Here is a 13,501-nt window from a genome sequence, read left to right on the forward strand (position 1 = left end):
CGGCCACTGCCGGGCCTTTTTCATGCCTGTGGCCCGCGCTGGCGACGCCCGATCAGGATGGCCAGCGTCAGCAGCAGGGCGGCCAGCAGCAGGACCGGGCGGTTGCCGTACTGCATGTAGGGGGTCAGTCCACTGCGTCCCTGTACCATGCCGGACAGCACCTGGCGCGTGAACGGGGCGGCAATCGAGCCGATTTCGCCATCGGCGTGGATGATCGCGGTCATGCCGGTGTTGGTGGCGCGCAGCATCGGCCGCCCGGTTTCCAGCGCCCGCGTCTGCGATAGCTGAAGATGCTGGCTGGCGGCGTCGCTCTGGCCGAACCAGGCCAGGTTGCTGACGTTGGCGAGCAGGGTGGCCTTGGCGGCCGGGCCGATCAGCTCCTCGCCGAAGCTGTCTTCGTAGCAGACGTTGAACGCCACCTGCTGGCCGGCCATGGCGATCGGCGGCTGGTCGGCGCCGCCGCGGCTGAAGCCGGAGAGTGGCATGTTCATGAAGCGGTAAATCCAGCTGGTGATGCCTGGCAGCGGGATGAACTCGCCGAACGGCACCAGATGGTTCTTGGCGTAGTACGGCAGCCCCGGCGTGGTCGGGGCGATGACGGCGTTGAGGTAGCCGCGGCCGTCGTCGGTGCGGCGCGGCACGCCGAAGGCCAGGGCCATCTGGTTGCGCTCGGCGGTGGCCGCGAGCAGGCCGAGGAAGCCGGGGGGCAGTTCGTCGAGGAACACGGGCAGGGCGGTTTCCGGCAGGATCATCAGGTCGGCGCGGCTGTTGGCAACCTGGCGATAGTAACTGGTGAGGGTGTATTCGTAGATCGCCGGATCCCACTTCAGGCTCTGCGGGATGTTGCCCTGGGCCAGCGCCACGCGCAGCGGTTTGCCCACGGGCCGGGTCCACTCGATCGCCTTGAGTTGCTGGCCGCCGGCCCAGCTCGCGGCGATCGTCAGCAGCAGCGCCAGGCGCCAGCGGTTGGCGAGGCGGGGCAGCACGATCAGGGCGCCGGCGCTGAACGCCACCAGCAGGGTGACGCCGTAGACGCCGGACACGGCGGCGTAGCCCGCCAGCGGGCTCTCGGTAATCTGGGAGTAGCCGGCGGTGCCCCAGGGGAAGCCGGTGAGCATCCAGCCGCGCAGCCATTCGGCCAGGGTCCAAAGAGCCGGGAACAGCACCAGCCAGCGCATGGCGGGGCGGCGGTCGATGCGGCAGGCGAGCCACAGCGCGAGGCCGGGGTAGAGCGCGAGGTAGGCCGGCAGCAGCGCCGTCATCGGCGCGGCGAGCCAGAACGGCATGCCGGCGATGTCGTGCAGGCTGTAGTAGATCCAGTGGAAGTTGGCGGTGTAGGCGGCGACGCCCCAGCTGTAGCCGAGCCAGAAGGCGCGCTGGGGACGGCGTTGGGCCAGTTCGGCGAGCGCCGCTAGGGCGAGCGGCATCAGCCAGAACAGGCGGTAGGGGGCGAAGGCGAACAGCGTGGCGGCGCCGGCGAGCGCGGCCACGAGCAGGAGCAGTAAGGTGCGCATGGGTCAGGGTGTGAGCGGCTGGTCCTGGGTTTGCAGGCGTTCGACCAGCAGGGTGTGTAGACGACGGCCGTCGGTGCGGATCACGGTGAAGCGCAGGTCGTCGCTTTGCACCGTTTCGCCACGCTTGGGCAGATGGCCGAACAGCGAGATCACCAGGCCGCCGATGGTATCGACGTCGTTGTCGGCAAAGCCGGTATCGAAGTAGTGGTTGAAGTCGGCGATCTCGGTCAGCGCCTTGACGCGGTAGCGCTGGCCGCGCACCGGGATGATGTTGTCGGCGCTGTCGTCGTTGTCGTATTCGTCCTCGATGTCGCCGACGATCTGCTCGATGACGTCCTCGATGGTGACGAGGCCGGCGACGCCGCCGTATTCGTCGACCACGATGGCCATGTGGTTGCGCGTGGTGCGGAAGTCGCGCAGCAGCAGGTTGAGCGGCTTGGATTCCGGGACGAACACCGCCTGGCGCAGGATGTCGACCAGCTTGAAGGTGGCGGGCTGGTGGAAGTAGCGCAGCAGGTCCTTGGCGAGCAGGATGCCCTGCACGTCGTCCTTGTCGTCGCCGATCACCGGGAAGCGCGAGTGCCCGGTCTCGATGACGAAGGGCAGCAGCTTCTCCACGGTTTCATCGTACCGGACCACGTCCATCAGGCTGCGCGACACCATGACGTCGCGCACGGTCAGTTCGCTGACCGACAGCACGCCCTCGATCATGCCGAGTGCTTCGGCGTCGAGCAGGTCGCGCTCGAAGGCCGAGTGCAGCAATTCGACCAGTTCCTTGCGGTCTTCCGGCTCACGCAGCAGCAGCGTCGACAGGCGCTCCAGCCAACCGGGTCTGCTCTTGCTGGAATCGTCCATGGTGTCAGGTTTTCTCCGCCGCGTAGGGGTCCGGATATCCTAGCTTGGCGAGAATGGCGGTTTCAAGCGCCTCCATGACCTCGGCCTCGTCGTCGTCTTCGTGGTCGTAGCCCTGCAGGTGCAGCATGCCGTGCACCGTGAGGTGGGCGTAGTGGGCCGCGAGCGGGGTGTCCTGTTCGGCGGCTTCGCGTGCCACCACCGGCACGCACAGCACCAGGTCGCCGAACAAGGGCATGCCGGGGAGGGTTTCGCCTTCGTTGAGGGCGAAGCTCAGCACGTTGGTGGCGTAGTCCTTGCCGCGGTAGTCGCGGTTGAGGGCGCGGCCTTCCTCGCCTTCGACCAGCAGCAGGCTGATCTGCGCTTTCTGCACGTCGGCCTGCAAGGCGGCGCGGGCCCAGCGTTGCAGGTCGGCGGCGCGGGGCAGGTCGGCGGCGTCGCTGCGGATATCCAGCGTCAATTCCAGGCGTTCGGCCAACCTTTGTCGCAGCGGGGTGCGCTTAGCTCTTTTCATCGGACTTGCTTTGCGTGAGTTCTTTCAGTTGATGGGCGTCGTAGGCGTCGACGATTTTCTGCACCAGCGGGTGGCGCACCACGTCGTCGCTCTGGAAGTGATGGAAGTGGATGCCGCGCACGTGGGTCAGGATGCGCTCGACCTCGACCAGGCCGCTTTTCTGGTGGCGCGCCAGGTCGATCTGGGTGATGTCGCCGGTGATCACCGCCTTGGAGCCGAAGCCGATGCGCGTCAGGAACATCTTCATCTGTTCCGGCGTGGTGTTCTGCGCCTCGTCGAGGATGATGAAGGCGCTGTTCAGGGTGCGGCCGCGCATGTAGGCGAGCGGGGCGATCTCGATCAGGTTCTTCTCGAACAGCCGGGTCACCTTGTCGAAGCCCATCAGGTCGTAGAGCGCGTCGTAAAGCGGGCGCAGGTAGGGGTCGACCTTCTGCGCCAGGTCGCCGGGCAAAAAGCCCAGCTTCTCGCCGGCCTCGACCGCCGGGCGCACCAGCACGATGCGCTTGATGGCGTCACGCTCCATGGCGTCCACCGCGCAGGCGACGGCGAGGTAGGTCTTGCCGGTGCCGGCCGGGCCGATGCCGAAGGTGATGTCGTGCTGCTGGATGGCCTTGATGTAGCTGTTCTGGCGCGGCGTGCGGCCGCGCAGGTCGCCACGGCGCGTCGCCAGCACCGGCGCTTCTTCTTCCGGCGTGGCGGCATGCTGGCGAACCTCGACCAGGCCAAGCTGGATGTCGTCGATCGACAGCTCCTGTTTTTCGGCCTGCAGGTAGAAACGGGTCAGTGCGGTGGCGGCATCCGCGGCGCGCGAGCCGCGGATGCGGAAGCCCTCGCCGCGGCGCTGGATCACCACGTCGAGCCCGGTTTCGATCTGCTTGAGGTTTTCGTCGAGCGGGCCGCACAGGCGCGCCAGGCGTTCGTTGTCGATGGGGTTGAAGCTTAGCTGTTCGGTTTGCAAGGGGGATCGGCTCCGCGGCGTTCAGCCGGGCAGGGGCTCGCGCAAGGCGTCGAGGTCTGCCGCGGTCAGGGTCGGAATGAATTCGGTGATGTCGTACTGGGCCAGGCCGGCCCGCGCGAACGGGTCTTCGGCCAACCTTTGTTCCAGCGCGGCCCGTTCACCGCGCGCCAGGATCACGCCGCCGTTGCGCGGCACCTTGCGCCCCGAGGCCAGGAAGGCGCCGTCGGCGTAGCCGCGTTGCAGCCAGGCGACGTGGGCGTCGAGCAGGGCGTCGACGGCGGCGAGCGGGGCGGTGTAGCTGAGGGAGACGATGAACATGGTTGGCCGAAGCGTGAATGGTATGGTTTAAGGATACGCCCGGCATGGGCCGGGCGGAACTCCTTCAGACGGTTTCGGTGGTCACGATTTCGCCCGCCAGCGAGTGCGGGCGCGCCTCGGTGATGCGCACCTCGATCATCTGGTTCAACAGGCGCGGGTTGCCGATGAAGTTGACGACGCGGTTGTTCATGGTGCGTGCCGCCAGCATGTTCGGGTCCTTCTTCGACACCGCTTCGACCAGCACGCGTTGCACCGTGCCGACCATGCTCTGGTTGATGGCGAAGCCCTTGGCCTCGATCACCTCGTTCAAGGCTTCGAGGCGGCGTACCTTCTCTTCGTGCGGCGTGTCGTCCGGCAGGTTGGCGGCCGGGGTGCCGGGGCGCGGGCTGTAGATGAACACGAAGCTGAAGTCGAACTCGAGGTCCTTGACCAGCTTGAGCGTGGCGTTGAAGTCTTCCTCGGTCTCGCCGGGGAAGCCGACGATGAAGTCAGACGACAGGCACAGCTCGGGGCGGATGGCGCGCAGCTTGCGGATGATCGACTTGTATTCCAGCGCGGTGTAGCCGCGCTTCATCGCCATCAGCACGCGGTCGCAGCCGCTTTGCACCGGCAGGTGCAGGTGCGACACGAGCTTGGGCAGCTTGGCGTAGCAGTCGATGATGCGCTGGCTGAATTCGCGCGGGTGGCTGGTGGTGAAGCGGATGCGCTCCACGCCCGGCACTTCGTGCACGTATTCCAGCAGCAGCGCGAAGTCGGCGATCTCGCCGTCGGCCATCAGGCCGCGGTAGGCGTTGACGTTCTGTCCCAGCAGGGTGATTTCCTTGACGCCCTGGGCGGCGAGGCCGGCGATTTCGGTCAGCACGTCGTCGAACGGGCGCGACACTTCCTCGCCGCGGGTGTAGGGCACCACGCAGAACGAGCAGTACTTGGAGCAGCCTTCCATGATCGAGACGAAGGCGGCGCCGCCGTCGACCTTGGCGGGCGGGATGTGGTCGAACTTCTCGATCTCGGGGAAGGAGATGTCGACCTGGGCCGCGCCGCTGTCCTGCTTGGCGCGGATCAGCTCGGGCAGGCGGTGCAGGGTCTGCGGCCCGAACACCACGTCCACGTAGGGCGCGCGCTTGACGATGGTGTCGCCTTCCTGCGACGCCACGCAGCCGCCGACGCCGATGATCAGATCCGGCCTGGCGTCCTTCAGCGGACGGATGCGGCCGAGATCGGAGAACACCTTTTCCTGCGCCTTTTCGCGCACGCTACAGGTGTTGAACAGAATGACGTCGGCCTCTTCGGGGTTGTCCGTCTTGACCATGCCTTCGGCGTCACCGAGCACGTCGACCATCTTGTCGGAGTCGTACTCGTTCATCTGGCAGCCGAAGGTCTTGATATATACCTTCTTCATGGCAACAGCGATTCCAGCTAGGGTTATGGCCGGGCCAGGGTGCGCAGATCGTCGTCCGTCAGTACCCAGATCCGGTTGATGGCGCCTGACATATCGACCGTCACCCCCACGCGCCGGCCCACCAGTCCCGGCAGCTGGCCGGTCAGCAGGAAGCGGTTGTTCTCGTCGAGGATGCGCACGCCGGGCGCCAGCGGATAGGCGGTGCCGGCCGGGATGAAGAGTCCGGTGAGTGCCTGCAGCCAGGAGCGCTCGGCCGCGAAGCTGATCTGTGTGCTGTCGGCGGCGTTGATTTCTCCGATCTGCAGGGTGGCGGGCAGCACGCGGCCGGCCAGGGCGCTCTGGGCGCACAGCAGGGTGACGAGGAGGGCGAGGAGTCGTGTTTTCATAGGCAAATGAACATGTTGCGCGAGTCTACCATAGACTCCCCGGGGGGAGGCGCCGGCCCGTGGCAAAGCGGGGTTTTTCCTGTCGGTCAGGATGGTTGCCGCTCGCGCCGCAACGGCAAGAGCAGCGCGCCGGCGGGCTTGGCCCATTATAATGCCAAGTACATGACGCGCCGGGACCCTGCCGGCGCGTTCCACCCCATCCTTCCCCGACCTGGAGCCCCATGACTCACCAGCGCCAAGCGCTGCGCCTGTCCGGTACGTTCGCCTTGGCGGGCGTGCTGTGGATCGTGCTCAGCGACCGTTTCCTGGCCTCGCTGCCGGTCAGCACGCAGACCCTGATGATGCTGCAGACCTACAAGGGGATGGGCTTCGTCGCGGGTATCTCGCTGCTGCTCTACTACCTGGTGCGGCGTGCCTTGAAGTCGCAGGCACAGCTGTTGGTCCAGCTGCGGCGCAACCAGGCGCTGTTCCAAGAGGCGCAGCTGAGCGCGCAGCTGGGCAGCTGGGAATACGACAGCGCGCGCCGCGAGTTCCTCTGGAGCGGCGCCGCCCGGCAGCTGCTGGGGCTGCCCGCCAGCGAGACGCGCACGGAGCGCGGCACCCTGCTGCAGCGGGTGGCGGCGGGCGATCGCGCGCGGGTCGCGACGGTGCTCGATGCGATGTTGGCCGAAGGCAGCGGCAGCGTCGAGTTCTGCCGTGCCGGCACCGGCGCGGCGCCGGTGTGGCTGCGGCTGCACTATCAGGTGCACCTCGACGAGGAGGCGCCCGGCCTGGTGCTGGGGGTGCTGCAGGACATCAGCGTCCAGAAGGCGCAGGACGACGCCTTGCGCGAGCGCGAGCAGCTGTTTCGCGGCACCTTCGAGCAGGCGGCGGTGGGGATCGCCCACCTCGGGCTCGACGGCCACTGGATCCGCGTCAACCAGCGCTTGTGCGACATCCTCGGCTACTCGCGCGAAGAGCTGCTGCGGCTGACCCTTCAGGACATCACCCATCCCGCCGATCTGGACAGCGATCTGGCGATGACGCGACGCCTGCTCGGTGGCGAGATTCCCAGTTTTTCCATCGAGAAACGCTATCGGCAGCGGGGCGGCCAGCTGGTCTGGGCCAATCTCACCGCGGCGCTGATGCGCGATGAAGGCGGGCGGCCGGAATATTTCATCTTGGTGGTGGAGGACATCTCGGCGCGCAAGCAATCGGAAGAAGCCCAGCAGCTTGCACTGACGGTGTTCGACAGCATGCTCGAGGGCGTGATCATTACCGACCACCATCGCCGCATCCTGGCGGTGAACGCCGCCTTTGGCGAGATCACCCGCTACCCGGTGGAGGCCCTGCTGGGACGGACGCCGCCCTTGTGGCGCACGGCGCACCAGGATGCCGCGTTCTACCGCCGCATCTGGCGGCAGCTGCTCGCGAGCGGGCGCTGGGAGGGGGAGCTCTGGCATCGCAAGCGGGACGGCACGCCGTTTCCGCTGTGGCTGTCGATCAGCTGCGTGCGCGACGAGCAGGGCCGGCCGCGTCAGTACGTCTTCGTGTTCAACGACATCAGCCAGCTCAAGGACAGCCAGGAGCAGCTGGAGCGCCTGGCGCATTACGATCCCCTCACCGGGCTGCCCAATCGTCACCTGGCGCTGGCCCGGCTGGAGCACGCCCTGGAGCGGGCCCGGCGTCATGCCTTCCCGCTCGCGGTGATGTTCATCGATCTCGACCGCTTCAAGACCATCAACGACAGCCTCGGGCATCAGGCGGGCGATGAACTGCTGGTGGCCATCGCGCAGCGCCTGCATCAGCGGCTGCGCCAGGAGGATACGCTGGCGCGCCTGGGGGGCGACGAGTTCCTGGTGGTGATCGAGGAGGCCCCGGTGCAGCAGGTCGCCAGCATTGCGCACGCCTTGCTCAAGGTGGTCGATCAGCCTTTCGGCTTCTCCGGCGGGGGCGAGGCCTACGTCGGCGCCAGCATCGGCATCAGCCTCTACCCCGGCGACGGGCGCAGTGCCAGCGAGCTGATCCGCAACGCCGATGCCGCGATGTACCTGGCCAAGGCCCAGGGCAGCAACGCGTACCGCTTCTACACCGAGTCGCTGACGCGCGCCGCCAACGAGCGACTGAGCATGGAAACCAGCCTGCGCCGGGCGCTGCGGTGCGAGGAGTTCGTGCTGCACTACCAGCCCCTGGTCGAGCTGGCGAGCGGCAGGGTGCTGGGGGCCGAAGTGCTGGTGCGCTGGCAGCCGCCGGGGGAGGCGCTGGTGCCGCCGTCGCGCTTCATTCCGCTGGCCGAGGAGACCGGGTTGATCGTCCCGCTCGGCGACTGGGTGTTGCACGAGGCGTGCCGCCAGGGCAAGGCCTGGCTCGACGCCGGGCTGCCGCTGCTGCTGGCGGTCAACCTCTCGCCGCGGCAGTTCCTGCGTCACGATCTGGTCGGCCAGGTGCGCAAGGCGCTGCAGGGCAGCGGGCTGCCGCCGGCGCAACTGGAACTGGAGCTGACCGAGGGGGCGCTGATGGAACAGGCCGAGCAGGCGGTGAAGACGCTGCATGCGCTCAAGCGCCTCGGGGTGAGCCTGGCCATCGATGACTTCGGCACCGGCTACTCCTCGCTGGCCTACCTCAAGCGTTTTCCGCTCGACAAGCTGAAGATCGATCGCAGCTTCGTGCGCGACCTGCCGCGCGACAGCAGCGATGCCGAGATCGTCACCACCATCATCGCCATGGTGCGCAACCTCAAGCTCGAGGCGTTGGCCGAAGGGGTGGAAACGCCACAGCAGCTGGCGTTCCTGCGCCAGTTGGGGTGCGACAGCGGCCAGGGCTACCTGTTCAGCCCGCCGCTGCCGGCGGAGGCGTTCGAACGCTGGCTGCGCGATGGCCGCGGCGTGATCGCGCCGCCGTCCTGAGGCGGGGAGGGGGCGGCCGGGTGGCGCTAGCGCCGCCCGATGCGGCTCAAGGTCTGCGACGGCGTTTCGTCGAACAGTTTCCGGTAGTCGCTGGAGAAGCGTCCCAGGTGGGTGAAGCCCCAGCTCATGGCGATGCTGGAGATATTGCGGCCGGAGCGGTCCGCCAGGATGTCGCGCCGCACCGCCTCGAGCCGGAATTGCTTGAGATAGGCGATCGGCGCCAGGCCGAAATGGCGCTTGAAGCCCTCGAACAGCTTGAAGCGCGACACGCCCGCCACGCGCTCGATGTCCTCCAGGTTCAAGTCCTCGTGCGCGTTTTCGTGGATGTAGTGCCGGGCGCGCGTCAGATAGTGCGGACAGGACGGCGCCAGCATGCTGGCCAGTTCGTCCGAGTAGTTGTGCGGCTGCGACAGCAGCAGCCCCTTGATCAGGGCGTGCTCCAGGTCGTTCGCCATGTAGAGGTGGCTGAACAGCTTGCCGGTGCGCTCCATCTCGCTCAGCAGGTACTTGACCATGCGCCACCAGGCGGCCTGATCGCCGCTATGGGCATCCATGCCTGCCTGGAAGGTCAGCGGGGCATCGAGCGGGCGTTGCAGCAGGTTTTCCAGCACCTTGCGCAGGGCCGGGCGCGGGATGGCCACCAGGATCTTGCGGCAGTTGCCGGCGATGGTGAGAGCCTGGTTTTCATGCGGCTGCAAGATCAGGCCGTTGTTGCTGTCGGACAGCAACAGGCGCCCTTCCGCCGCCAGTTCCTGCTCGCCCACCAGCGGCAGGCTGATGCTGTAGCAGTTGAGCGGGGTGTCCTCGCGCACGACCACGGTGACGTCGGTGCCGTACTCGACATAACCGAGCGAGGTGGCCATCGAGCGCAGCACGTTGCCGGCGTGGTGAAACTGCAGCCGTTGCGGGCAGCTCACTTCCAGCCCGTGCGGTCCGCAGATGCCGGCCATCCAGTCGCGCGCGCCGTCCAGGTCGTTACGCAGCGCGTGTATGCCAAGACAATCGCACTCGGCTTGCGTTTGCTTCTGTTCGCTCATGGCCACCCTCCGCCTACGCCTAGCATAGGGAATTTGGACGCAATTTCATAGACTTGGGCCGTACCCGCCAGGGCGGGCACGGCCAGGGTGTCAGCGGCTGGTGTTGCTGTCGCTGAACTTCTCGTAGTAGAGGCGGGCGTCTGCCAGGCCCTGCGCGTCCAGCCACTGCTTGATCGCCTCGACCATCGGCGGCGGGCCGCACAGGTACATGTCGAAGGGGCGGGCGGCCAGCCAGCGGCGGTCGAGATGCTCGGGGATCAGCCCGGTCTTGCCCGGCCACTCCGGCGACGGGTTCATCACCACGATCTGGTACGAGAAATCGGCGATGCGCTCGGCGTAGCCCGCCAGCCGTTCCCGCTCGCACAGGTCGCGCGCGTTGCTCACGCCGTAGTAGAGCCGCACCGGCTGGCCACAGCCGCCCTGTTCGGCCAACTCGTCCAGCATGCCGAGGAAGGCCGACAGCCCGGTGCCGCCGGCCACCATCACCAGCGGCCGCTCCACTTGGCGCAGGTAGAAGGCGCCCAGCGGGGCTTCGAACGCGATGGCCTGGCCCGGCTGGCAGCGCTCGCGCAGGTAGTCGCTCATCGCGCCGTTGGGCAAGAGGCGGATCAGGAACTGCAGTTGGTTGCGCGGGTTGGGGCGGTTGGCGAACGAGTACGAGCGCCAAGCGCCGCTGCCCGGCACCTGCAGGCGCGCGTACTGGCCGGGCAGGAAGTCCAATTGCTGCGGGTAGGCGCTGGCGTCCAGGTGCAGGATCGCGGTGGTCTCGGACACCTGCCGTACCCCGCTCACGTTGGCCGAAAGCAGGCGGGTGCCGCCGGCGTGGCACAGGCTGGAGTTGAAATCGAAGTAGAACGAGGCGTCCGACTGCACCCGCGTCTGGCAGGTCAGCACCTTGCGGGCGGCGAGATCCGCCGCCGACAGGGTCTCCTCATCAACATAGTCCTGGCTGTAGCGGCCCGCTTCGCAGCGGCCCTGGCAGGTGCCGCACACGCCTTCGCGGCAGTCGAGCGGGATGTTCACCCCGTTGCGCAGCGCGGCGTCGAGCAGGACCTCGTTGGGGCGGACGTCGAAGAACAGCGTCTTGCCGTCGGCAAAACTGAAGGCGACTTTGTGGCTCATGGCACGGTCCTCCCGCTTACAGATGGTAGAAATCCAGCACCGCGTTGATGGTGTCGTTGAGCAGCAGCACGTGTTTCCGCACGATCTTCCAGCTCTCACCCGCGGGGCGCAGCCGGTAGGTGACGCGGCCGAAGAAGTGCTCGGCGACGCCGTGGCGGCTATAGAAGGTAGTCCAGTTGGCCTTGACCTCGAGCTGCCCGTCCGGGCGCTCGTCGATACGCACGTTGCTGATCTGGTGCAGGGTGCGCGGCAGCGGCGTGGAGGCGGCCGACTTGCCGGTACGCAGGCGGAACACGCGGTCTTCCAGTCCCGAGCGGTTGCGGTAATAGATCAGCGACATGCCGCACTTGGGGTCGGTGGTGTACTCGTGTTCGGAATCCCACTGCGGCACGTGGAATTCACTGTCCTCGTCGAATAGATCGAGGTAGGCGTCCCAGTCCTGCGCGTCGCACAACTCGGCCTTGCGGTAGAGGAACTGTTCGATGGAGTGCTGTCGTTGGCTCATGGCTCAAATCTCCTTGCTGTCGTTGCACTTCTGCTGCAGGCCCTTGAGCAGGAACTCGCGCCAGGCGCCGTGCTGGTTGACGTAGAGGCCTTCGTGGGTCAGTTCGGTGCCGGTCAGCACCGGCTGGATGCCCAATAGCTCGCTGTTCGGCGTGGCGCCTTCCAGCCACTTGTGGTGGCCGCGCGAGATGTCGTTCCAGCGTTCCAGGCGCGCCTGGAAGCCGCGCTGCTGTTCGCGGAATTCCACCAGGTCGTCCGGCGTGCCCATGCCGGAGACGTTGAAGAAATCCTCGAACTGGCGGATGCGGTTTTCGCGGTCCTGGTCCGATTCGCCCTTCACGCCGATGCACTGACTGACGATCTCGGTCTTGTTCCAGGCCACCGGGCGCACGATGCGCAGCTGCGAGCTGATCTGGTCCATGAAGAACAGGCTGGGGTAGATGTTGAGGTTGCGCAGGCGGTGCATCATCCACTCCGCCTTGGCTTGGCCGTGTTCCTCCACCAGGCGCGGCATCACGCTGGCGTAGCCGGGGCGCACCGCCGGGTTGGGCATGTCGCTGAACAGCACGCTGTGGCCGTTCCGGAACGAGAACCAGCCGTCGTCGGTTTCGGCGTCGCCGGCGCCGAGCTTGCTGTAGTCGAGCGTGCCGCTGCCGGCCTCGCCTTTTTGCGCGTTGGCGTCCTGGCGGTGCTGCACCGTGGCCACGTAGTTGTAGTGCACGGTGCTGACGTGGTAGCCGTCCAGGCCGTTCTCGTTCTGCAGCTTCCAGTTGCCGTCGAAGGTGTAGGTGGATTTGCCCGGCAGCACTTCCAGTTCGCCGGTGGGGGACTGCGCCACCATCATGTCGAAGAAGACGCGCGCATCGCCCAGGTAGTCTTCCAGCGTGTCGCGGCCGTTGGCGTCCAGGCTGATGAAAACGAAGCCCTTATAGCTCTCGATGCGCGCCTTCTTCAGGCCGCGCGTGGATTTGTCGAAGTCCTCGCAATATTCGCCCGGCGCCTTCACCTTCAGCAGGCGGCCGTCGTTTTTGTAGCACCAGGCGTGGAACGGGCAGGTGAAGGTCGATTGATTGCCCTTGCTCAGGCGCGTCAGCGTGGCGCCGCGGTGCTGACAGGCGTTGATCATGGCGTTCAGTCCGCCGTTGCCGTCGCGTGTCACGATCATCGGCATGCGGCCGGCGCGCAGGGTGATGAAGTCGTGCGGGTTGGGGATTTCGCTTTCGTGGCAAGCGTAGATCCAGTTCTTCTCGAAGATGAATTCCATCTCCAGCTCGAACAGTTCCGGCTCGGTAAACATCTCGCGCGCCATCCGGTACACGCCTTCCGCGGGTCGGAAGTCCAGACAGCCGCCGATGAATTCTTGCCATTGCGATGGGGTTTTTGCCGTGCTCATGATCAATTCTCCTCCTGCCTTGTGATGGTCTTTTAATCACGCTAAGACCACGGCGATTGAATACCTGATCGGGGGTCGGGGCTATCCGGCTACTTGGCGTTCGCTATCCGTTTTTTTGGGCCGTCCTGTCGTCCTCCCCTCCTTGAGCGCTTCCGGTGCGTGTTCATGCCATCCGGGATGGTAGCCCCGTCGCTGTCCGCGCCGCACGGGCGCGTCGTTTGTCCTTCTCCTCTTCGCCGTCGCCCGCAAAAAAAGCGGATAGCCATTGACCAGTAGCCGGATAGCTCCCCGGCGCCAACGGGTATTCAATCGTCTCCAGCCAGAGCGCACGTCGCAACGGCCCGCGCCGGGCTTTGCTACGGGGGAGCGGGCGGGAGCGCAGGGCAGACGGGTTGATCGCCAAATGGATACCTTACGGGTATCGGTCTGATGCTAAAACAGTATTGGATGGTGAAAAAATAACCTAATAAGCTGCTGTTTCAGTTGGTAATTTTAGCGATTGATACTTTAAAGACATGATCAGATCCATCGAGACCATCCTGGTCGATGTGCCCACCATCCGCCCGCACAAGTTGTCGGTGGCCACCATGAACACCCAGACCCTGGTGCTGGTGCGCGT

Annotated in this window: 12 protein-coding genes; 1 reads left to right on the forward strand and 11 read right to left on the reverse strand. The window is 66.2% G+C overall.

The features are described 5' to 3' along the window. Positions 1–20 precede the first annotated feature (20 nt). The 7 genes from lnt to AC3WG5_RS08260 all read right to left on the reverse strand — a co-directional run bounded on the left by lnt (position 21) and on the right by AC3WG5_RS08260 (position 5,941). Positions 21–1,514: an apolipoprotein N-acyltransferase gene (gene lnt / locus AC3WG5_RS08230; protein ID WP_492568360.1), complete on the reverse strand. Its 1,494-nt coding sequence runs from the start codon at positions 1,512–1,514 to the stop codon at positions 21–23. A 3-nt stretch (positions 1,515–1,517) separates the two neighbouring features. Further along, a complete protein-coding gene (locus AC3WG5_RS08235; protein ID WP_492568361.1) occupies positions 1,518–2,369 on the reverse strand; it encodes a CorC family transporter in 852 nt (283 codons plus the stop codon). A gap of 4 nt (positions 2,370–2,373) precedes the next feature. Then, complete coding sequence (gene ybeY, locus AC3WG5_RS08240) at positions 2,374–2,880, reverse strand: rRNA maturation RNase YbeY (RefSeq protein ID WP_008955668.1); 507 nt, start codon at positions 2,878–2,880, stop codon at positions 2,374–2,376. After that, complete coding sequence (locus AC3WG5_RS08245) at positions 2,867–3,838, reverse strand: PhoH family protein (protein ID WP_492568362.1); 972 nt, start codon at positions 3,836–3,838, stop codon at positions 2,867–2,869. The genes ybeY and AC3WG5_RS08245 overlap by 14 nt, the downstream gene beginning before the upstream one ends. Positions 3,839–3,859: 21 nt before the next feature. Then, on the reverse strand, positions 3,860–4,156 hold the full coding sequence (locus AC3WG5_RS08250) for a YciI family protein (RefSeq protein ID WP_492568363.1): 297 nt from the start codon (positions 4,154–4,156) through the stop codon (positions 3,860–3,862). Between the two features lie 64 nt (positions 4,157–4,220). Continuing rightward, positions 4,221–5,555 carry a tRNA (N6-isopentenyl adenosine(37)-C2)-methylthiotransferase MiaB gene (gene miaB / locus AC3WG5_RS08255; protein WP_492568364.1) on the reverse strand — a complete coding sequence of 445 codons (1,335 nt, stop codon included), beginning with the start codon at positions 5,553–5,555 and terminating at the stop codon, positions 4,221–4,223. A gap of 23 nt (positions 5,556–5,578) precedes the next feature. Next, positions 5,579–5,941 carry a hypothetical protein gene (locus AC3WG5_RS08260; RefSeq protein ID WP_492568365.1) on the reverse strand — a complete coding sequence of 121 codons (363 nt, stop codon included), beginning with the start codon at positions 5,939–5,941 and terminating at the stop codon, positions 5,579–5,581. Positions 5,942–6,162: 221 nt separating this feature from the next. Here AC3WG5_RS08260 and AC3WG5_RS08265 point away from each other — a divergent pair, with 221 nt between their 5' ends. After that, a complete protein-coding gene (locus tag AC3WG5_RS08265) occupies positions 6,163–8,826 on the forward strand; it encodes a sensor domain-containing protein (protein WP_492568366.1) in 2,664 nt (887 codons plus the stop codon). A gap of 26 nt (positions 8,827–8,852) precedes the next feature. Here AC3WG5_RS08265 and AC3WG5_RS08270 read toward each other — a convergent pair whose 3' ends face one another. The 4 genes from AC3WG5_RS08270 to antA form a co-directional block, all read right to left on the reverse strand. Further along, positions 8,853–9,863, reverse strand: a complete 1,011-nt coding sequence (locus AC3WG5_RS08270; RefSeq protein ID WP_492568367.1) for an AraC family transcriptional regulator — start codon at positions 9,861–9,863, stop codon at positions 8,853–8,855. Between the two features lie 90 nt (positions 9,864–9,953). Continuing rightward, complete coding sequence (gene antC / locus AC3WG5_RS08275; protein WP_492568368.1) at positions 9,954–10,985, reverse strand: anthranilate 1,2-dioxygenase electron transfer component AntC; 1,032 nt, start codon at positions 10,983–10,985, stop codon at positions 9,954–9,956. A gap of 16 nt (positions 10,986–11,001) precedes the next feature. After that, on the reverse strand, positions 11,002–11,490 hold the full coding sequence (gene antB / locus AC3WG5_RS08280; protein ID WP_492568369.1) for an anthranilate 1,2-dioxygenase small subunit: 489 nt from the start codon (positions 11,488–11,490) through the stop codon (positions 11,002–11,004). A 3-nt stretch (positions 11,491–11,493) separates the two neighbouring features. Next, positions 11,494–12,882 carry an anthranilate 1,2-dioxygenase large subunit gene (gene antA / locus AC3WG5_RS08285; protein WP_492568370.1) on the reverse strand — a complete coding sequence of 463 codons (1,389 nt, stop codon included), beginning with the start codon at positions 12,880–12,882 and terminating at the stop codon, positions 11,494–11,496. Positions 12,883–13,501 lie beyond the last annotated feature (619 nt).

The organism is Pseudogulbenkiania sp. FW507-F1, assembly GCF_058781125.1.